We start from the raw sequence: 19505 nt of genomic DNA on the forward strand, positions 1-19505 counted from the left end.
GAAATGGTGATGCCGGGTGACAACGTCAAGATGGTCGTCACCCTGATCAACCCGGTGGCAATGGACGAAGGCCTGCGCTTCGCCATCCGCGAAGGCGGCCGTACCGTCGGCGCCGGCGTGGTCTCGAAGATCATCGAGTAATCTGGTAGTATCTGCGCCCCGATGTTGCCTGGGTAGGGCATCGGGGCGTATCAAATGGGAAAGCAGGCACAGGATGTGCCTTGTGTTCCCCGGACCAGGAAGGGTCAATGCCATTCAGGCGGCGTCAACAGGCGACTGTTGACAGCTGCCTTGCGTGCCATTATGCTTCTACGTCTGGGCAGGCCGGGAAACTGGTCTGCCTACGTTTTTGAGGTCCATGGAGTGACCTTGTCGGCCTGCAGGACTGCGGGCCGTCCGTATTCAGGAATTTCATGGGGCAAAGCAACCCAGAGGCTTTGTCTGTCGCTCTTTTAACGAAGGAACCTACCGCCATGGCGGACCAAAAGATCCGGATCCGGCTGAAAGCGTTCGATCATCGTCTGATCGACCGTTCGGCCAGCGAGATCGTTGAAACGGCAAAGCGGACCGGCGCGCAAGTGCGTGGCCCGATCCCGCTGCCGACCAAGATCGAGCGTTACACCGTTCTCGTCTCCCCGCACGTCGACAAGGACGCGCGTGACCAGTACGAGACCCGCACGCACAAGCGCGTGCTCGATATCGTTGACCCGAATGACAAGACCGTGGACGCGCTGATGAAGCTCGAACTGGCTGCCGGCGTCGACGTTCAGATCAAGCTGACCTGAGGACTACGACCATGACGAAGAAGTATTCGTTGGGCTTCGTGGGCCGCAAGGCCGGCATGAGCCGCGTGTTCACCGAAGATGGCCGTTCCATCCCGGTGACCCTGATCGAAGCAACCCCGAACCGCATCGCGCAGATCAAGACCGTCGAAACCGACGGCTACAGCGCCGTGCAGGTGACCGTCGGCGCGCGTCGCGCTGCCCTGGTCAACAAGCCGGAAGCCGGCCACTTCGCCAAGGCGAAGGTGGAAGCGGGTCGTGGCCTGTGGGAATTCCGCGTTGAAGACGCGCAGCTCGGCGATTTCGCCGTTGGCGGCGAAGTCAAGGCGGACATCTTCGAAGTCGGCCAGATCGTCGACGTCCAGGGTGTCACCAAGGGCAAGGGCTTCCAGGGCACCATCAAGCGCCACAACTTCCGTATGGGCGATGCAACCCACGGTAACTCGCTGTCGCATCGCGCGCCGGGTTCGCTGGGTCAGCGCCAGACCCCGGGTCGCGTTTTCCCGGGCAAGAAGATGTCGGGCCACATGGGCGCGGTGCAGCAGAGCACCCAGAACCTGGAAGTGGTCAAGGTCGACGTCGAGCGCGGTCTGATCGCCGTTCGCGGCGCCGTTCCGGGCGCGGCGGGTGGCGATGTGATCGTCCGTCCGGCGAGCAAGGCATAAGGAGAGATGACGATGGAACTCGTTATCACGGGTAGCAACAACAAGGTCTCGGTCTCCGACGCCGTGTTCGGTCGCGATTTCAGCGAAGATCTGGTCCACCAGGTCGTCGTTGCCTACCGCAACGCCGGTCGCGCCGGCACCAAGGCACAGAAGACTCGCTCCGAAGTGGCTGGTACCACCAAGAAGTCGAAGAAGCAGAAGGGCGGCGGCGCGCGTCATGGCGCACTGACGGCTCCGATCTTCGTCGGCGGCGGTGTCACCTTCGCGGCCAAGCCGCGCAGCTTCGAGCAGAAGGTCAATCGTAAGCAGTACCGTGCCGCCATGTGCGCGATCCTGTCCGAGCTGAACCGTCAGGGCCGTCTGACCATCGTGGAGTCCTTCGATGTCGAAGTGACCAACACGAAGGGTCTGATCGCCAAGCTGGCCGGCCTGGAAGTGGGCAAGCGCCCGCTGATCGTCACCGAAGAAGCGTCCGAGCACCTGTACCTGTCCGCCCGCAATCTGCCGTACGTGCAGGTGCGTGACGTCCAGGGTCTGGATCCGGTCTCGCTGGTGGGTGCCGACACGGTCGTCATCACCGCTGACGCGGTCAAGAAGGTCGAGGAGTGGCTGGCATGAACAGCAACGAAAAAATCTTCAGCGTGCTGCGTGCCCCGCGTGTCTCCGAAAAGACCGCGCGCCTGCAGGAACTCTCCAACCAGTATGTCTTCGAAGTTTCGAACGAAGCCACCAAGGCCGATGTAAAGGCCGCGGTTGAGCAGCTGTTCGACGTCAAGGTCGAAGCCGTCAACGTGGTCAACGTCAAGGGCAAGAACAAGTCCTTCCGTAACCGTGCTGGCCGCCGCGGCGATTGGCGCAAGGCGTACGTTCGCCTGGCCGACGGCCAGTCGATCGATGTAACGGCCAAGGCCTGAGGTACATCCCATGCCATTGATGAAATTCAAGCCCACTTCCCCCGGCCGCCGTTCGGCCGTGCGCGTGGTTACGCCCGACCTGCACAAGGGTGCTCCGCACGCCGCACTGGTCGAGTCGCAGAGCCGCTCGGGTGGCCGCAACCACCACGGCCGCATCACCGTGCGTCACGTCGGTGGTGGTGCCAAGCAGCACTACCGCATCATCGACTTCAAGCGCAACAAGCTGGGCATCCCGGCGCGCGTGGAACGCATCGAATACGATCCGAACCGCACCGCCCACATCGCCCTGCTGTGCTACGTCGATGGTGAGCGTCGCTACATCATCGCCCCGAAGGGCCTGAAGGCCGGTGATCAGGTGATCGCTGGTTCGGACGCCCCGATCAAGGCCGGCAACACCCTGCCGCTGCGCAACATCCCGGTCGGCACCACCATCCACTGCATCGAGCTGAAGCCGGGCAAGGGCGCTCAGATTGCTCGCGCCGCTGGTGCGGCCGTGCAGCTGGTGGCTCGCGAAGGCATCTACGCCACCCTGCGCCTGCGCTCGGGTGAAATGCGCAAGGTTCCGGTCGAGTGCTGCGCCACCATCGGCGAAGTCGGCAACGACGAGCACAGCCTGGAAAAGCTGGGCAAGGCCGGTGCCAAGCGTTGGCGCGGCGTCCGCCCGACCGTTCGTGGTGCTGCCATGAACCCGGTTGACCACCCGCACGGTGGTGGTGAGGCCAAGGCCGGCCAGGGTAACCCGCATCCGGTCACCCCGTGGGGTGTTCCGACCAAGGGTTACAAGACGCGCCATAACAAGCGCACTCAGCAGTTCATCGTCCGCGATCGTAGGGGCTAATCGACCATGGCACGTTCACTCAAGAAGGGCCCGTTCGTCGATCACCACCTCGTCAAGAAGGTGGAGGCCGCTGCGGGCAGCAAGAAGCCGATCAAGACCTGGTCGCGCCGTTCGATGATCCTGCCTGACATGGTAGGCATCACCATTGCCGTGCATAACGGCAAGAACCACATCCCGGTTCTCGTCAACGAGAACATGGTCGGCCACAAGCTCGGCGAATTTGCCATCACCCGGACCTTCAAGGGTCACGGTGGTGACAAGAAGTCGGGCAAGTAAGGAGAGATGACAATGGAAGCGAAAGCCATCCTGCGCACTGCGCGCATCTCCCCGCAGAAGGCTCGTCTGGTCGCTGACCAGGTGCGCGGTCTGCCGGCCGAACGTGCGGTCAACCTGCTGAAGTTCTCGGACAAGAAGGCTGCCCACCTGATCAAGAAGGTGGTGGAGTCGGCAATTGCCAACGCCGAGAACAACCAGGGCGCCGACGTCGACGAGCTGAAGGTTCAGACCATCATGGTTGATGAAGGTCCGACCCTGAAGCGTTTCATGGCGCGGGCGAAAGGCCGCGGTACCCGCATCCTCAAGCGCACCAGCCACATCACTGTGGTTGTGGGCGCCGCCAAGTAAGCGGATAAGGAAAAGACCATGGGTCATAAAGTTCATCCGATTGGTATCCGCCTCGGCATTTCCAAGGACTGGAACTCCAAGTGGTACGCCAACAAGGCCGAGTTCGCCGGTTACCTGGCAGCCGACCTGAAAGTGCGCGAAATGCTGCGCAAGAAGCTGGCTCAGGCCGGCATCAGCAAGATCCTGATCGAGCGTCCGGCCAAGACCGCTCGCGTGACGATCCACACCGCCCGTCCGGGCGTGGTGATCGGCAAGCGCGGTGAGGACATCGAGAAGCTGCGCAAGGAAGTGAGCGAGATGATGGGCGTCCCGGCGCACATCAACGTCACCGAAGTGCGCAAGCCGGAACTGGACGCGCAGCTCGTTGCCGAGTCGATCGCCCAGCAGCTGGAGCGTCGCATCATGTTCCGCCGTGCAATGAAGCGCTCGGTCGGCAACGCGATGCGCCTGGGTGCCCTGGGCATCAAGGTCAACGTTGGTGGCCGCCTCAACGGTGCTGAAATCGCCCGTTCGGAGTGGTACCGCGAAGGCCGCGTGCCGCTGCACACCCTGCGTGCCGACATCGACTATGGCTTCGCTGAAGCCAAGACGACCTACGGCATCATCGGCATCAAGGTCTGGATCTACAAGGGCGAGGTCTTCGATTTCTCCCAGGTTGGCCAGGAAAAGCAGGACGACACCCCGTCGCGCAACGATCGTCACGATCGCGGCGACCGTGGTGACCGTCAGCGCCCGGCCCGTGAAGCGAGGTAACGACAATGTTGCAACCCAAGCGAACCAAGTACCGCAAGGTACACAAGGGCCGTAACGATGGCCTGAGCTGGAGCGCCAACGCTGTCAGCTTCGGCGAATACGGCCTGAAGGCAACCGCACACGGTCAGCTGACCGCGCGTCAGATCGAAGCGGCCCGCCGCTCGATCAGCCGCTACGTCAAGCGCGGCGGCAAGATGTGGATCCGCGTGTTCCCCGACAAGCCCATCACCAAGAAGCCCATCGAAGTTCGAATGGGTTCGGGTAAGGGTAACGTGGAATACTGGGTGGCCCAGATCCAGCCCGGCCGCATGATCTATGAAATCGAGGGTGTTTCCGAGGAAGTGGCTCGCGAGGCGTTCCGCCTGGCCGCCGCCAAGCTCTCGGTCACCACCACTTTCGTGACCCGTACGGTGCGCTGATGGATATCAAAACTCTCCGTGAAAAGTCGGCTGACGAACTCAAGGCCCACCTGATCGACCTGCGTAAGGAACAGTTCTCTGTCCGTATGCAGCAGGTCACCGGCCAGCTGCCGAAGACCCACGACATTCGCCGGGTCCGTCGCGAGATTGCTCGCGTCAAGACCCTGCTCGGCAGCACGAAGTAAGGATGGCCGCTATGAGCGACAATACTGAAAAGAAGACGCTGCGCACGGTCGAAGGCCGTGTCGTCAGCAACAAGATGGACAAGACGGTTACCGTCCTGGTTGAGCGTCAGGTCAAGCACGCGCTGTACGGCAAGTACATCAAGCGCTCGACCAAGCTGCACGCCCACGATGCCGACAACGCCTGCAAGGAAGGCGATGTCGTCCGCGTGACCGAGATTGCTCCGATGTCCAAGACCAAGAACTGGCGCGTGGTGGAAGTCATCACGCGTGCGGCTGAATAAGGAGTCTGAATCATGATCCAGATGCAGAGCTACCTTGACGTCGCGGACAATTCGGGTGCCAAGCAGGTGATGTGCTTCAAGGTGCTGGGTGGTTCCAAGCGCCGTTACGCCGGCATCGGCGACATCATCAAGGTCACCGTGAAGGATGCGATTCCGCGCGGCAAGGTCAAGAAGGGTGAAGTGTATGACGCCGTCGTGGTGCGTACCCGCAAGGGTGTGCGTCGCGCCGACGGCTCGCTGATCCGCTTCGACGGCAACGCTGCCGTCCTGCTGAACAACAAGCAGGAGCCGATCGGTACCCGTATCTTCGGGCCGGTGACCCGTGAACTTCGTTCGGAGAAGTTCATGAAGATCGTCTCGCTCGCTCCCGAAGTGCTGTGAGCGACAGGAGATAATCATGGCTAACCGTATCAAGAAGGGCGACCAGGTTGTCGTCAACGCTGGCAAGGACAAGGGCAAGCAGGGCGAAGTCGTCCGCGTCGACGGTGACCGTGTGGTCGTCGCCAACGTGAACATCGTCAAGCGCCACACCAAGCCGAACCCGCAGGCAGGTGTTGCCGGCGGCGTGGTCGAGCGCGAAGCTTCGATCCATATCTCCAACGTGAACGTGCTGAACCCGGCTTCGGGCAAGGGCGAACGCGTTGGCTTCAAGGTGCTGGAGGATGGACGCAAACTGCGTGTGTTCCGCTCCAGCGGTGAGGCGCTCGACGCCTGAGGAATGTGAAGATGACTTCCCGTCTCGAAAAGATCTACAAGGAAGAAGTGGTGCCGGCGCTGATGAAGCAGTTCGGCTACACCAATCCGATGGAAGTACCGAAGCTCGTCAAGGTCACCCTGAACATGGGTGTCGGCGAGGCTGCCACCAACAAGAAGATCCTGGAAAACGCCGTCGCGGACATGACCAAGATTTCCGGCCAGAAGCCGGTTGTCACCAAGTCGCGTATCTCGGTTGCGTCGTTCAAGATCCGTGATGGTTGGCCGATCGGCTGCAAGACCACGCTGCGTCGCCACAAGATGTACGAGTTCCTGGACCGCCTGATCAACATCTCGCTGCCGCGCGTGCGCGACTTCCGTGGTGTTTCCGGTCGTTCCTTCGACGGCCGCGGCAACTTCAACATGGGTGTGAAGGAACAGATCATCTTCCCGGAAATCGACTTCGACGCCGTCGACGCGATCCGCGGTATGGATATCGCCATCACCACCACTGCGAAGACCGACGCGGAAGCGAAGGCGCTGCTGGCAGCGTTCAAGTTCCCGTTCCGTAACTGATCTGTCGAGGAAACCGAAATGGCAAAGACCTCCATGGTCAACCGCGACATCAAGCGGGAAAAGCTGGCCAAGAAGTACGCTGAGAAGCGTGCGGCTCTGAAGAAGATCGTGTCCTCCGTGGACGCGACCTACGAAGAGAAGATCGACGCCGCAACCAAGCTGGCCAAGCTGCCGCGCGATTCGTCGCCGAGCCGTCAGCGCAACCGTTGCGAGCTGTCGGGTCGTCCGCGTGGCGTGTACAGCAAGTTCGGCCTCGGCCGTAACAAGCTGCGCGAAGCCACCATGCGTGGCGACGTCCCGGGCCTGCGCAAGGCCAGCTGGTAATCCCAGCCGGCCCTGCGCTCAGCACCCCCTTGCGGGGGTGCTGAACCGGGGGAGGGGGCTGTTCAGCTTCCTTTCTGCGAAAAAACCCGAAGAGCCCGACGCAAGTCGGGCTCTTTTGGCGTATACTCCCGCGTCTTGCCCTGTGCAGACGGGGTTGTAGGAGTGGGCCCCGGCCCGCTGCATCAAGGGACCTGGCCCGTTTCCAGGAGACAACAGATTTTCGCGAAAGCGGATATCGGTGCACTCAAAGGTACTCATATGAGCATGACTGATCCCATCGCCGACCTGCTGGTCCGCATCAAGAATGCGGCCGCAGTTGGCAAGCAGACGGTGAAAGCCCCGTCGTCCAAGATCAAGGTTGCGATCGCCCAGGTCCTGAAGGACGAGGGTTACATCACCGACCTGCGCGTGACCCAGCTGGAAAACAACAAGTCCGAGCTGGAAATCGTGCTGAAGTATTTCGAAGGCAAGCCGGTCATCGCGACCCTGAAGCGCTTCTCGCGTTCGGGCCTGCGCCAGTACCGCGGCAAGAGCGAGCTGCCGAAGGTCATGAACGGCCTGGGTATCTCCATCATTTCCACCTCCAAGGGCATCATGACTGATGCGCAGGCGCGCCAGCTGGGCGTCGGCGGCGAAGTCCTGTGCTTCGTGGCCTAAGGCGAAAGGAGTAGAACTATGTCCCGCGTAGCCAAGAAGCCGATCACCCTGGGTAAGGTTGAACTGAACGTCCAGTCGGACAGCGTCACCGCCAAGGGCCCGAAGGGCACCCTGTCGCTGGCCAAGCCGGCCGGCATTGCCATCAACGTCGACAATGGCGTTGCCACCCTGAGCACCGAGAACGCCGAGCTGGTCGCACTGACCGGCACCGTGCGTGCGATCCTGTCCAACATGGTCAAGGGCGTGTCCGAAGGCTTCGAGCGCAAGCTGGAGCTGGTTGGCGTGGGTTACCGCGCTGCCATGCAGGGCAAGGACCTGAGCCTGTCGCTGGGCTTCTCGCACCCGGTCGTGTTCGTGGCGCCGGAAGGCATCACCATCACCACCCCGACCCAGACCGAGATCCTGGTCCAGGGCGCTGACAAGCAGGTCGTCGGTGAAGTCGCCGCCAAGATCCGTGCGTTCCGCAAACCGGAGCCGTACAAGGGCAAGGGCGTGAAGTACTCCGACGAAGTCATCATCCGTAAGGAAGCCAAGAAGGCGTAAGTGCGAGTCCCTCGCAAGAGCCCGCACATCCATGTGCGGACTCCTCAGGGAGAAGCCCATCCTTCAGCTTTCAAGGAATAATCAAAATGAACAAGAACATCGCCCGCCTGCGTCGCGCCAAGTCGACCCGCGCCCACATCCGTGAGCTCGGCGTCGCCCGCCTGTCGGTGCTGCGCACCGGCCAGCACCTGTACGCCCAGGTCTTCACCGCTGACGGTTCGAAGGTGCTGGCTGCCGCCAACACCACCCAGACCGACGTCAAGGAAGGCCTGAAGAACGGCAAGAACGCCGATGCCGCTGCCAAGGTTGGCCGCATCGTCGCCGAGCGCGCCAAGGCCGCCGGCGTCGAGAAGGTTGCCTTCGATCGTTCGGGCTACCGCTACCACGGCCGCATCAAGGCCCTGGCAGAAGCGGCCCGCGAAGCCGGCCTGCAGTTCTAAGGGACAAGGGCAGGGGGTCGATGGCCTCCTGCCTGCCTGCTCGCCAGCCTGAGCGAGGCTGGACGGCGCCGCTCTTCTGCAGTGGCCCACCGGAACAACGCGTCACTCCACAACCATAAGCGGCCTCGAGCCGTACATACCCAAACAACCAAGGAATCAACATGGCAGAAGAGCGTCAGCAGCGGGGTCGCGATCGCGACCGTAACCGCGAAGAGAAGATCGACGACGGCATGATCGAAAAGCTGGTCGCGGTCAACCGCGTCAGCAAGACCGTCAAGGGTGGCCGCCAGTTCACCTTCACCGCCCTGACCGTTGTCGGCGACGGCGAAGGCAAGGTCGGTTTCGGTTATGGCAAGGCCCGCGAAGTGCCGGTCGCCATCCAGAAGTCGATGGAACAGGCCCGCAAGAACCTGGTCAGCGTTGACCTGAACAACGGCACCCTGTGGCACACCATCAAGGATGGTCACGGCGCAGCCCGCGTGTTCATGCAGCCGGCTTCGGAAGGTACCGGCGTGATCGCCGGCGGTGCCATGCGCGCCGTGCTGGAAGCCGTTGGCGTGAAGAACGTGCTGGCCAAGGCCACCGGTTCGCGTAACCCGATCAACCTGGTGCGTGCCACCGTGAAGGGCCTGTCTGCTGCGCAGTCGCCGGCTCGCATCGCGGCCAAGCGCGGCAAGAAGGTGGAGGAACTCAACCATGGCTAATGAGTCCAACAAGACTGTGAAGGTCCGCCTGGTGCGTGGCCTGCGTGGTACCCAGTCGCGTCACCGCCTGTCGGTGCGTGCCCTGGGCCTGAACAAGCTCAACGATGTGCGTGAACTGAAGGACAGCCCGCAGGTACGCGGCCTGATCAACAAGGTTCAGTACCTCGTCCAGGTTGAGGAGTAATCGACCATGACTCTGCGTCTCAATGAACTGAGCCCGGCACCGGGCGCCCGCACCGAGCGCACCCGCGTCGGCCGCGGTATCGGCTCGGGCCTGGGCAAGACTGCCGGCCGCGGCCACAAGGGTTCGTTCGCCCGTAAGGGTGGCGGCAAGATCAAGGCTGGCTTCGAAGGCGGCCAGACCCCCATGCAGCGTCGTCTGCCGAAGATCGGCTTCCGTTCGCCGATCGCCAAGGACACCGCTGAAGTGCTGCTGTACGCGCTGGACAAGCTGCCGGCCGGTGAGATCGATTTCGCCGCCCTGCGTGCTGCCAAGCTGGTCCCGAGCACCGCAAAGAAGGCCAAGGTCGTCGTCAAGGGCGAAGTGACCAAGGCGTTCACCCTGAAGGGTATTGCTGCCACGGCCGGTGCCAAGGCTGCAATCGAAGCTGCCGGCGGCAGCGTAACGGAGTAAGAAAATCATGGCGCAAGCTGGCATCGGTAACCTCGCGGGCGGAATGGGCAAGTTCACTGAACTTCGCCAACGTTTGCTGTTCGTCGTCGGGGCTTTGATCGTCTATCGCATCGGCTGCTACGTGCCGGTGCCGGGCGTCAATCCCGATGCCATGCTTGCCATGATGCAACAGCAGGGCGGCGGCATCGTGGACATGTTCAACATGTTCTCGGGCGGCGCCCTGCACCGTTTCAGCATCTTCGCGCTGAACGTGATGCCGTACATCTCGGCATCGATCGTGATGCAGCTGGCCGTGCACATCTTCCCCGCCCTGAAGGCGATGCAGAAGGAAGGTGAGTCCGGCCGCCGCAAGATCACCCAGTATTCGCGCATCGGCGCCGTGCTGCTGGCAGTGGTGCAGGGCGGCTCGATCGCGCTGGCCCTGCAGGGCCAGGTCTCGCCGTCGGGCGCTCCGGTCGTGTATGCGCCGGGCATGGGCTTCGTGCTCACTGCCGTGGTCGCACTGACCGCCGGCACCATGTTCCTGATGTGGGTCGGTGAGCAGGTCACCGAGCGCGGCATCGGCAACGGCGTGTCGCTGATCATCTTCGCCGGTATCGTGGCGGGCCTGCCGGGTGCGGTCATCCACACCTTCGATGCCTACCGCGACGGCAACATCCAGTTCATCCAGCTGCTGCTGATCGCCATCGTCGTGCTCGCCTTCACCTTCTTCGTGGTGTTCGTCGAGCGTGGCCAGCGCCGGATCACGGTCAATTACGCGCGCCGCCAGGGTGGTCGCAACGCGTACATGAACCAGACCTCGTTCCTGCCGCTGAAGCTCAACATGGCCGGCGTCATCCCGGCGATCTTCGCCTCGAGCCTGCTGGCCTTCCCGGCCACCCTGGCCATGTGGTCCGGCCAGGCCGCCAACCAGAGCAGCTTCGGCCAGGTCCTGCAGAAGGTCGCCAACGCCCTGGGCCCGGGCGAGCCGCTGCACATGATCGTGTTCGCTGCGCTGATCACCGGTTTCGCGTTCTTCTATACCGCGCTGGTGTTCAACTCGCAGGAAACCGCCGACAACCTGAAGAAGTCCGGTGCGCTGATTCCGGGCATCCGTCCGGGCAAGGCGACCGCCGACTACATCGACGGCGTGCTGACCCGCCTGACCGCGGCCGGCTCGGCGTACCTGGTGATCGTCTGCCTGCTGCCGGAACTGATGCGCACGCAGCTGAACGCCTCGTTCTACTTCGGTGGTACTTCGCTGCTGATCGTGGTGGTGGTGGTGATGGACTTCATCGCCCAGGTGCAGGCGCACCTGATGTCCCACCAGTACGAGAGCCTGCTGAAGAAGGCCAACCTGAAGGGTGGCAACCGCGGCGGTTTTGCCCGCGGCTGATAGGCCTGTTATACTTTCGTCTTCCTGACGTGATGGTCCCTCCGCTTCGCGGACTCCGGCCACACAAACGAAGGGCGGCCCCCGCAGCGGTTCCGGGTGGGGGTGTGATGAGGTGGTCCCGCGCTGGAGTAGCGCGGGCGGCCCCGGGGGAAACCCCAGGTCCAACCCCATCCGGCGCCGGAGCCTGGGCACACTCCCCAGGCCGGGTTCATGAAACCAACGGTTTCACGGGCTTCCATGTAAACCGGAACCTTGTTAGTATCGCTAGTTCACTTTTTTGATCCATCCTGCCGGATTGGCGTGCCCGAGGCGCGCTGTCGGCCATCACTCAGCTGGAGAACCGCGTCATGGCGCGTATTGCAGGCGTCAACCTGCCAGCCCAGAAGCATGTCTGGGTCGGGTTGCAAAGCATTTACGGCATCGGCCGTACCCGTTCGAAGAAGGTCTGCGAAGTCGCAGGCGTTGCTTCGACCACCAAGATCCGCGATCTGTCGGAGCCGGAAATCGAGCGCCTGCGCGCCGAAGTCGGCAAGTACATCGTGGAAGGCGATCTGCGCCGTGAAATCGGTATCGCGATCAAGCGCCTGATGGACCTGGGCTGCTACCGCGGCCTGCGTCACCGTCGTGGCCTCCCGCTGCGTGGCCAGCGCACCCGTACCAACGCCCGCACCCGCAAGGGTCCGCGCAAGGCGATCAAGAAGTAAGGGACTGAGAAATGGCTAAGCCCGCTGCTAAGACCAAGAAGAAGATCAAGCGCGTCGTCACCGACGGCGTTGCCCACGTCCACGCTTCGTTCAACAACACCATCGTCACCATCACCGACCGCCAGGGCAATGCTCTGTCGTGGGCGACCTCCGGTGGCGCTGGCTTCCGCGGTTCGCGCAAGTCGACCCCGTTCGCTGCCCAGGTGGCTGCTGAAAAGGCCGGTCGTGCTGCGCTGGACTACGGCGTGAAGTCGCTGGAAGTCCGCATCAAGGGCCCGGGTCCGGGCCGTGAGTCGGCCGTGCGTTCGTTGAACAACGTCGGCTACAAGATCACCAACATCATCGACGTGACGCCTATCCCGCACAACGGGTGCCGTCCGCCGAAGAAGCGTCGCGTCTAAAGGGAGCGATAAGAAATGGCTCGTTATATCGGTCCTACCTGTAAGCTCGCCCGCCGCGAAGGCGCCGACCTGTCCCTGAAGAGCCCGGCGCGTGCGCTGGACTCGAAGTGCAAGCTGGAGCAGAAGCCCGGCCAGCACGGCGCCACTGCCCGCAAGGGCAAGCTGTCCGACTACGCCACCCAGCTGCGTGAAAAGCAGAAGGTCAAGCGTATCTACGGCCTGCTGGAGCGTCAGTTCCGCAACTACTACAAGAAGGCCTCGACCAAGAAGGGCAACACCGGCGAGAACCTGCTGCAGCTGCTGGAAACCCGCCTGGACAACGTCGTCTACCGCATGGGCTTCGCCGTGACCCGTCCGGCTGCCCGTCAGCTGGTGTCGCACCGCGGCGTCACCGTGAATGGCAAGTCGGTCAACCTGGCTTCGTACCAGGTCAAGGCTGGCGACGCCATCGCCCTGTCTGAAAAGGCTGCCAAGCAGCTGCGCGTCCAGGAAGCCCTGACCGTCGCCGCCCAGCATGACCTGAGCCCGTCGTGGGTTGAAGTGGATTCCGGCAAGTTCACCGGCATCTTCAAGGCTGTTCCGGATCGTTCGGATCTGCCTGCGGACATCAACGAAGCGCTGATCGTCGAGCTGTATTCGAAGTAATTCACATTGGAGAGCCCCCGGCGACGGCCGGGGGTTCACTAGGAGAACCCGCAACATGACGGTTACCGCCAACCAGGTTCTGCGTCCTCGCGGTCCGCAGATCGAACGCCTTACCGACACCCGTGCAAAGGTCGTTATCGAACCTTTGGAGCGGGGTTACGGGCATACGCTGGGTAATGCCCTGCGTCGCGTGCTGCTGTCGTCCATCCCGGGCTTCGCCATCACGGAAGTCGAAATCGACGGCGTGTTGCATGAGTACACCACGGTCGAAGGTCTGCAGGAGGACGTGCTCGAAGTCCTGCTGAACCTGAAGGACGTGGCCATCCGTATGCACTCCGGCGACAGCGCCACCCTGTCCCTGTCCAAGCAGGGCCCGGGCGTTGTCACCGCTGCCGACATCAAGGTCGACCACAATGTGGAGATCCTGAACGGCGACCATGTGATCTGCCACCTGACCAAGGATACGGCGATCAACATGCGTCTGAAGATCGAACGTGGTTTCGGCTACCAGCCGGCTGCCGCGCGTCGTCGTCCGGACGAAGAAACCCGTGCCATCGGCCGCCTGGTCCTGGATGCCTCGTTCTCGCCGGTCCGCCGTGTCGCCTACGCCGTGGAAGCGGCGCGTGTCGAACAGCGTACCGACCTGGACAAGCTGGTCATCGATATCGAGACCAACGGCACCATCGATGCCGAGGAAGCCGTGCGCACCGCCGCCGACATCCTCAGCGACCAGCTGTCGGTGTTCGGTGACTTCACCCACCGCGACCGCGGTGCGGCCAAGCCGGCCAACAACGGCGTGGATCCGGTGCTGCTGCGCCCGATCGACGATCTGGAGCTGACCGTGCGTTCGGCCAACTGCCTGAAGGCTGAAAGCATCTACTACATCGGCGATCTGATCCAGAAGACCGAAGTGGAGCTGCTGAAGACCCCGAACCTGGGCAAGAAGTCGCTCACCGAGATCAAGGAAGTGCTGGCTCAGCGCGGCCTGTCCCTCGGCATGAAGCTGGAGAACTGGCCGCCGGCCGGCGTCGCCAGCCACGGCATGCTGGGCTGATATCGGTAATGCCTGGAGGCTCCACCGCTCGCGGTGGAGCCTTCAACGCAACACACCATGCCACGACGAACCGCAGGTTCGCGGGCAGGTCGTCCAGGACGGGCGGCCAGGACCAACCGCAGTCCGCGCAGTAACGCCAGGATGGCGACAACGATCCACACAGCCGCATCATTAACCAAGGAATATCACCATGCGTCACCAGAAGTCTGGCCGTAAGTTCAGCCGCACCAGCGCGCACCGCGAAGCGATGTTCAAGAACATGGCCGCCTCGCTGTTCAAGCACGAGCTGATCAAGACCACCCTGCCGAAGGCCAAGGAACTGCGCCGCGTTGCCGAGCCGCTGATCACTCTGGCCAAGGTCGACTCGGTCGCCAACCGCCGTCTGGCCTTCGCCCGCCTGCGCGACAACGAAGCCGTGGGCAACCTGTTCACCATCCTGGGCCCGCGCTACGCGAACCGTCCGGGCGGCTACCTGCGCCTGCTGAAGTGCGGTTTCCGTGCCGGCGACAACGCACCGATGGCCTACGTCGAGCTGGTTGACCGTCCGGTCGTGGCCGAGGAAGTGGCCGAGTAATCGGACCGCTCCAACGCGACACAGCGAAAGCCCGGCTCCTGCCGGGCTTTTGCGTTTCCAAGGGTCGGATCCCTTTCCGCAGGAAAGGGCTCTGACCCCGAGCAGGCAGCACCGCAGGTCAGATCCCTTTGCATTCGCAAAGGGATCCGACCCGCACCGTTCCGACAGGCGTCACCTGTGGCGGTTCGAACGGGGCGCGCTCTCGGTTACGCTTGGCGCCTTGATCCATTCGAGCGTTGACGATGAATCCACTGCGCTGGCCCTTCCGCGCCCAGTTCTTCCTGGGCTTCCTGATCTGCGCGGGCCTGCTCGGCTACGCGATCTTCCTGCAGCTGAAGATGGGCCTGGAGCCGTGCCCGCTGTGCATCTTCCAGCGCCTGGCTTTTGCCGCGCTGGGCCTGTTGTTCCTGATCGGTGCGCTGCACGGGCCGTCCAACCGTCCCGGCCGCGCCACCTACGGCGTGCTCGCCTTCATCGCGGCGGCCGTCGGCGTGGGCATCGCTGCGCGCCACGTCTACGTGCAGATGCTGCCGCCGGAGATGGGCGCGACCTGTGGCCCGCCGCTGAGCTTCCTGCGCGAGACCATGGGGCCGCTGGAAGTGTTCCGCACGGTGCTGACCGGTACCGGCAACTGCGGCAACATCGACTGGACGTTCCTGGGCCTGACCATGCCGATGTGGTCGGGCGTGTGGTTCGTGCTGCTGGCGCTGTGGGCACTGGTGGTGTCGCTGCGCAAGGTCAAGCGCTGAAGCAGGATGGGGTCGGATCCCTTTGCATCGCAAAGGGCTCTGACCCCATTTCCGGTGTGGGGTCAGAGCCCTTTCCTGCGGAAAGGGATCCGACCCCTGTCTCCTCAGAAGTCCTGCTGCAGGCTCAGGTAGGCGCCGCGGCGCGGTCCCCATTGCGGGGCGAACACGCCGACACCGCCGCCATCGCGCAGCTGGTAGCTGCGATCCAATGCGTTGATCACGGCCAGCTGCACGTGCAGCGGATGGCCGCTGTCGGCATTGAAATCATGCCCGGCGCTGAGGTTCACCTGCAGGTAGGACGGCAGCTCGCCGCCGTTGGGCACGCCCTCGATATCCGAACGCAGGCCGCTGCCGAACACGTAGTTGGCACCGACCCGGTTGTGCCCGGCGAAGGCGTAGCTGAAGCCCCCCGACGACGTCAGCTTCTGGTCGTGGTCCAGGTGGATCCAGTGGTCGGCCACATAGGCCAGCGCGTCCGGATCGAGGTTGTACTGGCTGGTGATGACCTGGGTGCCGATGGCCTTGTTGTACGCCGCGTTGAAGTAGGCGCTGAACGGACCGCTGCTGTAGTCGGCACTGAACTCCAGCCCACGGATATGGCCGCGGCGGTAGTTGAACGTCGAGTAGATGTAGGCGGCGCCGAACTGGCCTTCGTCCTGCAGGCGCGCGACGCGGCGGTCGTACGCGTCCAGGCCCAGGGTCAGGTGTTCACCCAGCTGCTGCGAGACGCCGATGTCGTAGTAGTCGCTGCGTTCGGCCAGCGGAATGTTGTTGCCGCCGCCCGGCTGCTGGTTGGTGGTGCCGTCGTACAGGGCGATATCGCTGCTGGCGATCAGCTCACTGGCCGGTGGCGTGAAGTAACGCGAATAGCCGGCATGCACGGTGGTGCTGTCGCTGGCATTCCAGACCGCGCCCAGGCGGGGGCTGAGCTGGCCCTCGGTGCGGCCGAAGGCCTTGTAGCGATCACCACGCAGGCCGTAGTTCACTGTCCAGTCGTCGCCGATCTTCCACTCATCCTGCACGTACACCGCCAGCGTGCTGGCGTGGAAGGCGCTGCGGTCTGGAATCAGCAGTGGCGTGGTGCTGGATTGCTGGCCGGCGCCATCGACCGGGAACACCAAGCTGTTGTTGCTGGCGCGCGCATTCTCGTAGTTGCCGTACAGGCCGTATCGCAGCGTGTGGTCGTTGCCCAGCGGGGTGGAGAGGTCGGCCTGCAGCGTGTTGGCGCGGTTGCTGCGCTGGACCTGGGAGGCGACGCCACTGAATACCAGATCGCCGATGACATCCGGGTTGAACGCCACGTCGCTGTAGCGCTGCCCGGCGGACAGCTGGTAGGCGGTGCCGCCCAGCGTGCCCTGCAGCACCAGCATGCCGAAGCGGGTGGTCTCGCGCTGGGTTTCATCCAGCTGGCTGGAGTCGAAGGTGGTCGTGTCCAGGTAACCGAACTGCGGGGTCTGCCCGGGATTGACCGGGATCTGGAAGCGATTGTTGGCAAAGCCGGCGAACACGCTCAGGCGGGTGTTCTCGTTGACCAGGTAGGTCAGGTCGGCGAAGGCTTTGCCCTGGTGCGTGTCGTCGTGCAGCGGCTTGCGCGAGCGGGTCGGGTTCTCCAGGCCGACCTCGTTCTGGTCGTAGTTGCCGGTCAGGAACCAGCTCCAGCGCCCTTGATTGCCCCACCACGAGGCATTCGGATTGATCTTGCCGAACGAGCCTGCGGTCAGACCGGCGCTGCCGCCATTGCCGAGCTCGGCGCCGCTGCGGGTGGTGATGTCGACCACCGCAGCGGTGCGCTCGCCGAACTGCGCCGGCAGCGCCCCGTCCATCAGGCGGATGCTCTTGATGGTGCGGGCATCCAGGGTCTGGCCGAAGCCGGAGATCGATTCGGGCAGCAGTACGCCGTTGATGCGGTACTGCAGGTTCGCGTGGTCGCCGCGCACGTGCACGCCACCGTAGGAATCCTGGACCACGCCCGGAGCCTGCAGCAGCACCTGGCTGAGCGGCGCGGAGGCACCCAGCGGCTGCTTCTGGATGTCCTCGGCGGTGATCTGGTACTGGCTGCTGCCGATGTCCGGCGACAGCGCATTGCGGGCCTGGTCGAGCTGGGCGCTGACAGTGACCGTGTCGAGGTCCTTCACGGGAGCGGCGGCATCGGCGGCCATAGCGAGGGTGGGCAGACTGGCCAGGGTCAGGGCGAAGGTAATGCCGGTAGCGAGCAGGGAGGGCTTCATGGCAGATAGGCTGTGGAAGGGGCCGACGGGGACGGAGTGTTACTTCGTAACAGTGCGTGGCGAATCATGCGCCTGTCCGGGCGGCCGTGACCATGCGGTTTCTGGCCGATCGCTATGCCCTTTCCCCGGCGTTCAGTCATGTGCAGGGCGTGCCCAGCCCTTTGCGCCAGCGGCTGGCTCTGCGACCATGACCGCCCCCCTCCCCGGAAGTCTGCAATGAGCCTGTCCGCCGTTCCGCCCGTCCTCGATCCTGCCGCGACCGCCGCTGGCGCTGCCTGGTCGCCGGAGAGCTGGCGCGGCAAGACCGCGCTGCAGATGCCGACCTACCCTGACCCGGTGGCGCTGGACGCCGCCCTGCACGAACTGAAGCGGCTACCGCCGCTGGTCACCTCGTGGGAGATCCTGGCGCTGAAGCAACAGTTGGCCGAGGCCCAGGAAGGCAAGCGTTTCCTGCTGCAGGGCGGCGACTGCGCCGAGAACTTCAGCGACTGCGAATCGGGCACGATTTCCAACCGGTTGAAAGTGCTGCTGCAGATGAGCCTGGTGCTGGTGCATGGCCTTCGCCAGCCGGTGATCCGCGTCGGGCGCTTTGCCGGCCAGTACGCCAAGCCGCGTTCGGCCGATACCGAGACCCGCGACGGCGTGACCCTGCCCAGCTACCGCGGCGATGTGATCAATGCGCCGGCGTTCACCGAGGCGGCGCGCCTGCCGGATCCGAAGCGGATGCTGCAGGCGCATGCGCATTCGGCGATGACCATGAACTTCGTGCGTGCGCTGATCGATGGCGGCTTCGCCGACCTGCATCATCCGGAGTACTGGAACCTGGAGTGGGTGCGGCATTCGCCGCTGGCTGCCGAGTACCAGAAGATGGTGGCGTCGATCGGTGATGCGGTGCACTTCATGGAAACCCTGGCCGGGGCCCGCGTGCACAACCTCAACCGCATCGACTTCTACACCTCGCATGAAGCGCTGCTGCTGCCCTACGAGCAGGCGCTGACCCGGCAGGTGCCGCGCCAGCAGGGCTGGTTGAACCTGAGCACGCATTACCCGTGGATCGGCATGCGCACCGCCGCGCTTGACGGCGCGCACGTGGAATACCTGCGTGGCGTGCGCAATCCGATTGCGATCAAGGTCGGCCCGTCGGTGACGCCGGACCAGCTGCTGCGCCTGATCGATGTGCTCAACCCGCATGACGAGCCAGGGCGACTGAGCTTCATCCACCGCATGGGGGCAGCGCAGATTGCCGAGAAGCTGCCGCCGCTGCTGGATGCGGTCAAGCGCGATGGCCGTCGCGTGCTGTGGGTGTGTGACGCGATGCATGGCAACACCGAAAGCACCGCCAATGGCTTCAAGACGCGCCGCTTCGACAACGTGCGTGGCGAAGTGGAGATGTCGTTCGATCTGCATGCGGCCGCAGGCACGCGACTGGGCGGTGTGCACCTGGAACTGACGGGCGAAGACGTGACCGAATGCACCGGTGGCGCGCGCGAACTGACCGAGCGCGACCTGGAACGCGCGTATCGTTCGACGGTGGACCCGCGTTTGAACTACGAGCAGTCGCTGGAGATCGCGATGGCGATCGTGCGCAAGCAGGAGCAGGTGCGGTAAGGGCGTTGCGGCAGGGCTTGCAGCCCTGCACCTGCTGACGCAACGGCAACGGCAACGGCCTAAGCAACGGCAACAGCATGCATTCCGTGGGATGGCGGGGCGATGTGGGCAGGCAGGACACGCCGTGAATCCCGC

The 19505-nt window shown here is 63.6% G+C and carries 31 protein-coding genes; 30 read left to right on the top strand and 1 reads right to left on the bottom strand.

Going from position 1 to position 19505, the window contains the following annotated elements; all coding sequences use genetic code 11:
- From AC5P53_RS20240 to AC5P53_RS20380, 29 genes are all read left to right on the top strand, one after another.
- Nucleotides 1-141: EF-Tu C-terminal domain-related protein (locus tag AC5P53_RS20240; protein WP_487247787.1), on the top strand; the 141-nt coding region annotated here is incomplete at its 5' end.
- 332 nt (nt 142-473) lie between these two features.
- On the top strand, nt 474-785 hold the full coding sequence (rpsJ, locus tag AC5P53_RS20245) for a 30S ribosomal protein S10 (protein WP_005408208.1): 312 nt from the start codon (nt 474-476) through the stop codon (nt 783-785).
- 11 nt (nt 786-796) lie between these two features.
- Nucleotides 797-1447 carry a 50S ribosomal protein L3 gene (gene rplC, locus AC5P53_RS20250; RefSeq protein ID WP_004145336.1) on the top strand — a complete coding sequence of 217 codons (651 nt, stop codon included), beginning with the start codon at nt 797-799 and terminating at the stop codon, nt 1445-1447.
- 12 nt (nt 1448-1459) lie between these two features.
- Nucleotides 1460-2065 (top strand): 50S ribosomal protein L4, encoded by a 606-nt coding sequence (gene rplD / locus AC5P53_RS20255; protein WP_004145337.1) that lies wholly within the window; start codon nt 1460-1462, stop codon nt 2063-2065.
- Nucleotides 2062-2361, top strand: a complete 300-nt coding sequence (gene rplW / locus AC5P53_RS20260; protein WP_004145338.1) for a 50S ribosomal protein L23 — start codon at nt 2062-2064, stop codon at nt 2359-2361. The genes rplD and rplW overlap by 4 nt, the downstream gene beginning before the upstream one ends.
- A 10-nt stretch (nt 2362-2371) precedes the next feature.
- Complete coding sequence (gene rplB, locus AC5P53_RS20265; RefSeq protein WP_004145339.1) at nt 2372-3199, top strand: 50S ribosomal protein L2; 828 nt, start codon at nt 2372-2374, stop codon at nt 3197-3199.
- A gap of 6 nt (nt 3200-3205) precedes the next feature.
- Entirely contained in the window at nt 3206-3475 is a 270-nt protein-coding gene (rpsS, locus tag AC5P53_RS20270; RefSeq protein ID WP_005415413.1) for a 30S ribosomal protein S19, read from the top strand.
- A gap of 12 nt (nt 3476-3487) precedes the next feature.
- Entirely contained in the window at nt 3488-3823 is a 336-nt protein-coding gene (gene rplV / locus AC5P53_RS20275; protein WP_004145348.1) for a 50S ribosomal protein L22, read from the top strand.
- An 18-nt stretch (nt 3824-3841) separates the two neighbouring features.
- On the top strand, nt 3842-4576 hold the full coding sequence (gene rpsC, locus AC5P53_RS20280; RefSeq protein ID WP_004145350.1) for a 30S ribosomal protein S3: 735 nt from the start codon (nt 3842-3844) through the stop codon (nt 4574-4576).
- Between the two features lie 5 nt (nt 4577-4581).
- A complete protein-coding gene (gene rplP, locus AC5P53_RS20285) occupies nt 4582-4995 on the top strand; it encodes a 50S ribosomal protein L16 (protein WP_004154486.1) in 414 nt (137 codons plus the stop codon).
- Complete coding sequence (gene rpmC / locus AC5P53_RS20290; RefSeq protein WP_004154487.1) at nt 4995-5180, top strand: 50S ribosomal protein L29; 186 nt, start codon at nt 4995-4997, stop codon at nt 5178-5180. Before rplP ends, rpmC begins: the two co-directional genes overlap by 1 nt.
- Before the next feature lie 11 nt (nt 5181-5191).
- Complete coding sequence (gene rpsQ, locus AC5P53_RS20295; RefSeq protein ID WP_004154489.1) at nt 5192-5461, top strand: 30S ribosomal protein S17; 270 nt, start codon at nt 5192-5194, stop codon at nt 5459-5461.
- A gap of 12 nt (nt 5462-5473) precedes the next feature.
- On the top strand, nt 5474-5842 hold the full coding sequence (gene rplN / locus AC5P53_RS20300) for a 50S ribosomal protein L14 (RefSeq protein ID WP_010483978.1): 369 nt from the start codon (nt 5474-5476) through the stop codon (nt 5840-5842).
- 16 nt (nt 5843-5858) lie between these two features.
- Nucleotides 5859-6176, top strand: a complete 318-nt coding sequence (rplX, locus tag AC5P53_RS20305; RefSeq protein ID WP_004154490.1) for a 50S ribosomal protein L24 — start codon at nt 5859-5861, stop codon at nt 6174-6176.
- An 11-nt stretch (nt 6177-6187) separates the two neighbouring features.
- Complete coding sequence (gene rplE, locus AC5P53_RS20310; protein ID WP_005415416.1) at nt 6188-6730, top strand: 50S ribosomal protein L5; 543 nt, start codon at nt 6188-6190, stop codon at nt 6728-6730.
- An 18-nt stretch (nt 6731-6748) separates the two neighbouring features.
- Nucleotides 6749-7054, top strand: coding sequence for a 30S ribosomal protein S14 (gene rpsN, locus AC5P53_RS20315; protein WP_005408209.1), 306 nt, complete (start codon nt 6749-6751; stop codon nt 7052-7054).
- Between the two features lie 258 nt (nt 7055-7312).
- Complete coding sequence (gene rpsH / locus AC5P53_RS20320) at nt 7313-7711, top strand: 30S ribosomal protein S8 (RefSeq protein WP_005408210.1); 399 nt, start codon at nt 7313-7315, stop codon at nt 7709-7711.
- 18 nt (nt 7712-7729) lie between these two features.
- Nucleotides 7730-8254: a 50S ribosomal protein L6 gene (rplF, locus tag AC5P53_RS20325; RefSeq protein ID WP_014646052.1), complete on the top strand. Its 525-nt coding sequence runs from the start codon at nt 7730-7732 to the stop codon at nt 8252-8254.
- Nucleotides 8255-8334: 80 nt separating this feature from the next.
- Complete coding sequence (rplR, locus tag AC5P53_RS20330; protein ID WP_169411773.1) at nt 8335-8694, top strand: 50S ribosomal protein L18; 360 nt, start codon at nt 8335-8337, stop codon at nt 8692-8694.
- Nucleotides 8695-8855: 161 nt separating this feature from the next.
- The gene (rpsE, locus tag AC5P53_RS20335; protein WP_005408213.1) at nt 8856-9398 is read left to right on the top strand and encodes a 30S ribosomal protein S5; all 543 of its coding nucleotides are present in this window, start codon (nt 8856-8858) and stop codon (nt 9396-9398) included.
- Nucleotides 9391-9582 carry a 50S ribosomal protein L30 gene (rpmD, locus tag AC5P53_RS20340; RefSeq protein WP_005408214.1) on the top strand — a complete coding sequence of 64 codons (192 nt, stop codon included), beginning with the start codon at nt 9391-9393 and terminating at the stop codon, nt 9580-9582. Before rpsE ends, rpmD begins: the two co-directional genes overlap by 8 nt.
- 6 nt (nt 9583-9588) lie before the next feature.
- Nucleotides 9589-10032 (top strand): 50S ribosomal protein L15, encoded by a 444-nt coding sequence (gene rplO / locus AC5P53_RS20345; protein ID WP_004154498.1) that lies wholly within the window; start codon nt 9589-9591, stop codon nt 10030-10032.
- A 7-nt stretch (nt 10033-10039) separates the two neighbouring features.
- The gene (secY, locus tag AC5P53_RS20350) at nt 10040-11407 is read left to right on the top strand and encodes a preprotein translocase subunit SecY (protein WP_005415420.1); all 1368 of its coding nucleotides are present in this window, start codon (nt 10040-10042) and stop codon (nt 11405-11407) included.
- A gap of 347 nt (nt 11408-11754) precedes the next feature.
- On the top strand, nt 11755-12111 hold the full coding sequence (rpsM, locus tag AC5P53_RS20355; protein ID WP_004154500.1) for a 30S ribosomal protein S13: 357 nt from the start codon (nt 11755-11757) through the stop codon (nt 12109-12111).
- Between the two features lie 11 nt (nt 12112-12122).
- Nucleotides 12123-12512: a 30S ribosomal protein S11 gene (gene rpsK, locus AC5P53_RS20360; protein WP_004145443.1), complete on the top strand. Its 390-nt coding sequence runs from the start codon at nt 12123-12125 to the stop codon at nt 12510-12512.
- Nucleotides 12513-12527: 15 nt separating this feature from the next.
- Nucleotides 12528-13157, top strand: a complete 630-nt coding sequence (gene rpsD, locus AC5P53_RS20365; RefSeq protein WP_004145446.1) for a 30S ribosomal protein S4 — start codon at nt 12528-12530, stop codon at nt 13155-13157.
- 55 nt (nt 13158-13212) lie between these two features.
- Nucleotides 13213-14211, top strand: coding sequence for a DNA-directed RNA polymerase subunit alpha (locus AC5P53_RS20370; RefSeq protein WP_005408216.1), 999 nt, complete (start codon nt 13213-13215; stop codon nt 14209-14211).
- A gap of 190 nt (nt 14212-14401) precedes the next feature.
- The gene (gene rplQ, locus AC5P53_RS20375; protein ID WP_005408217.1) at nt 14402-14785 is read left to right on the top strand and encodes a 50S ribosomal protein L17; all 384 of its coding nucleotides are present in this window, start codon (nt 14402-14404) and stop codon (nt 14783-14785) included.
- Nucleotides 14786-15027: 242 nt separating this feature from the next.
- Nucleotides 15028-15534, top strand: a complete 507-nt coding sequence (locus AC5P53_RS20380) for a disulfide bond formation protein B (RefSeq protein ID WP_005415421.1) — start codon at nt 15028-15030, stop codon at nt 15532-15534.
- A 104-nt stretch (nt 15535-15638) separates the two neighbouring features.
- Here AC5P53_RS20380 and AC5P53_RS20385 read toward each other — a convergent pair whose 3' ends face one another.
- Nucleotides 15639-17762 (bottom strand): TonB-dependent receptor, encoded by a 2124-nt coding sequence (locus AC5P53_RS20385; RefSeq protein ID WP_495227503.1) that lies wholly within the window; start codon nt 17760-17762, stop codon nt 15639-15641.
- A 216-nt stretch (nt 17763-17978) separates the two neighbouring features.
- Between AC5P53_RS20385 and AC5P53_RS20390 the strand changes: the two genes are divergently transcribed.
- Nucleotides 17979-19370 (top strand): class II 3-deoxy-7-phosphoheptulonate synthase, encoded by a 1392-nt coding sequence (locus tag AC5P53_RS20390; RefSeq protein ID WP_046429066.1) that lies wholly within the window; start codon nt 17979-17981, stop codon nt 19368-19370.
- Nucleotides 19371-19505: the final 135 nt, after the last annotated feature.

The sequence above is a fragment of the Stenotrophomonas sp. YJH_SMC_82 genome (assembly GCF_059368875.1).

Bases quoted from the DNA above. Each gene is read 5' to 3' on its own strand.
- rpsJ (WP_005408208.1), top strand. From the start codon at position 474: ATGGCGGACCAAAAGATCCGGATCCGGCTGAAAGCGTTCGATCATCGT.
- rplC (WP_004145336.1), top strand. From the start codon at position 797: ATGACGAAGAAGTATTCGTTGGGCTTCGTGGGCCGCAAGGCCGGCATG.
- rplD (WP_004145337.1), top strand. From the start codon at position 1,460: ATGGAACTCGTTATCACGGGTAGCAACAACAAGGTCTCGGTCTCCGAC.
- rplW (WP_004145338.1), top strand. From the start codon at position 2,062: ATGAACAGCAACGAAAAAATCTTCAGCGTGCTGCGTGCCCCGCGTGTC.
- rplB (WP_004145339.1), top strand. From the start codon at position 2,372: ATGCCATTGATGAAATTCAAGCCCACTTCCCCCGGCCGCCGTTCGGCC.
- rpsS (WP_005415413.1), top strand. From the start codon at position 3,206: ATGGCACGTTCACTCAAGAAGGGCCCGTTCGTCGATCACCACCTCGTC.
- rplV (WP_004145348.1), top strand. From the start codon at position 3,488: ATGGAAGCGAAAGCCATCCTGCGCACTGCGCGCATCTCCCCGCAGAAG.
- rpsC (WP_004145350.1), top strand. From the start codon at position 3,842: ATGGGTCATAAAGTTCATCCGATTGGTATCCGCCTCGGCATTTCCAAG.
- rplP (WP_004154486.1), top strand. From the start codon at position 4,582: ATGTTGCAACCCAAGCGAACCAAGTACCGCAAGGTACACAAGGGCCGT.
- rpmC (WP_004154487.1), top strand. From the start codon at position 4,995: ATGGATATCAAAACTCTCCGTGAAAAGTCGGCTGACGAACTCAAGGCC.
- rpsQ (WP_004154489.1), top strand. From the start codon at position 5,192: ATGAGCGACAATACTGAAAAGAAGACGCTGCGCACGGTCGAAGGCCGT.
- rplN (WP_010483978.1), top strand. From the start codon at position 5,474: ATGATCCAGATGCAGAGCTACCTTGACGTCGCGGACAATTCGGGTGCC.
- rplX (WP_004154490.1), top strand. From the start codon at position 5,859: ATGGCTAACCGTATCAAGAAGGGCGACCAGGTTGTCGTCAACGCTGGC.
- rplE (WP_005415416.1), top strand. From the start codon at position 6,188: ATGACTTCCCGTCTCGAAAAGATCTACAAGGAAGAAGTGGTGCCGGCG.
- rpsN (WP_005408209.1), top strand. From the start codon at position 6,749: ATGGCAAAGACCTCCATGGTCAACCGCGACATCAAGCGGGAAAAGCTG.
- rpsH (WP_005408210.1), top strand. From the start codon at position 7,313: ATGAGCATGACTGATCCCATCGCCGACCTGCTGGTCCGCATCAAGAAT.
- rplF (WP_014646052.1), top strand. From the start codon at position 7,730: ATGTCCCGCGTAGCCAAGAAGCCGATCACCCTGGGTAAGGTTGAACTG.
- rpsE (WP_005408213.1), top strand. From the start codon at position 8,856: ATGGCAGAAGAGCGTCAGCAGCGGGGTCGCGATCGCGACCGTAACCGC.
- rpmD (WP_005408214.1), top strand. From the start codon at position 9,391: ATGGCTAATGAGTCCAACAAGACTGTGAAGGTCCGCCTGGTGCGTGGC.
- rplO (WP_004154498.1), top strand. From the start codon at position 9,589: ATGACTCTGCGTCTCAATGAACTGAGCCCGGCACCGGGCGCCCGCACC.
- secY (WP_005415420.1), top strand. From the start codon at position 10,040: ATGGCGCAAGCTGGCATCGGTAACCTCGCGGGCGGAATGGGCAAGTTC.
- rpsM (WP_004154500.1), top strand. From the start codon at position 11,755: ATGGCGCGTATTGCAGGCGTCAACCTGCCAGCCCAGAAGCATGTCTGG.
- rpsK (WP_004145443.1), top strand. From the start codon at position 12,123: ATGGCTAAGCCCGCTGCTAAGACCAAGAAGAAGATCAAGCGCGTCGTC.
- rpsD (WP_004145446.1), top strand. From the start codon at position 12,528: ATGGCTCGTTATATCGGTCCTACCTGTAAGCTCGCCCGCCGCGAAGGC.
- AC5P53_RS20370 (WP_005408216.1), top strand. From the start codon at position 13,213: ATGACGGTTACCGCCAACCAGGTTCTGCGTCCTCGCGGTCCGCAGATC.
- rplQ (WP_005408217.1), top strand. From the start codon at position 14,402: ATGCGTCACCAGAAGTCTGGCCGTAAGTTCAGCCGCACCAGCGCGCAC.
- AC5P53_RS20380 (WP_005415421.1), top strand. From the start codon at position 15,028: ATGAATCCACTGCGCTGGCCCTTCCGCGCCCAGTTCTTCCTGGGCTTC.
- AC5P53_RS20385 (WP_495227503.1), bottom strand. From the start codon at position 17,762: ATGAAGCCCTCCCTGCTCGCTACCGGCATTACCTTCGCCCTGACCCTG.
- AC5P53_RS20390 (WP_046429066.1), top strand. From the start codon at position 17,979: ATGAGCCTGTCCGCCGTTCCGCCCGTCCTCGATCCTGCCGCGACCGCC.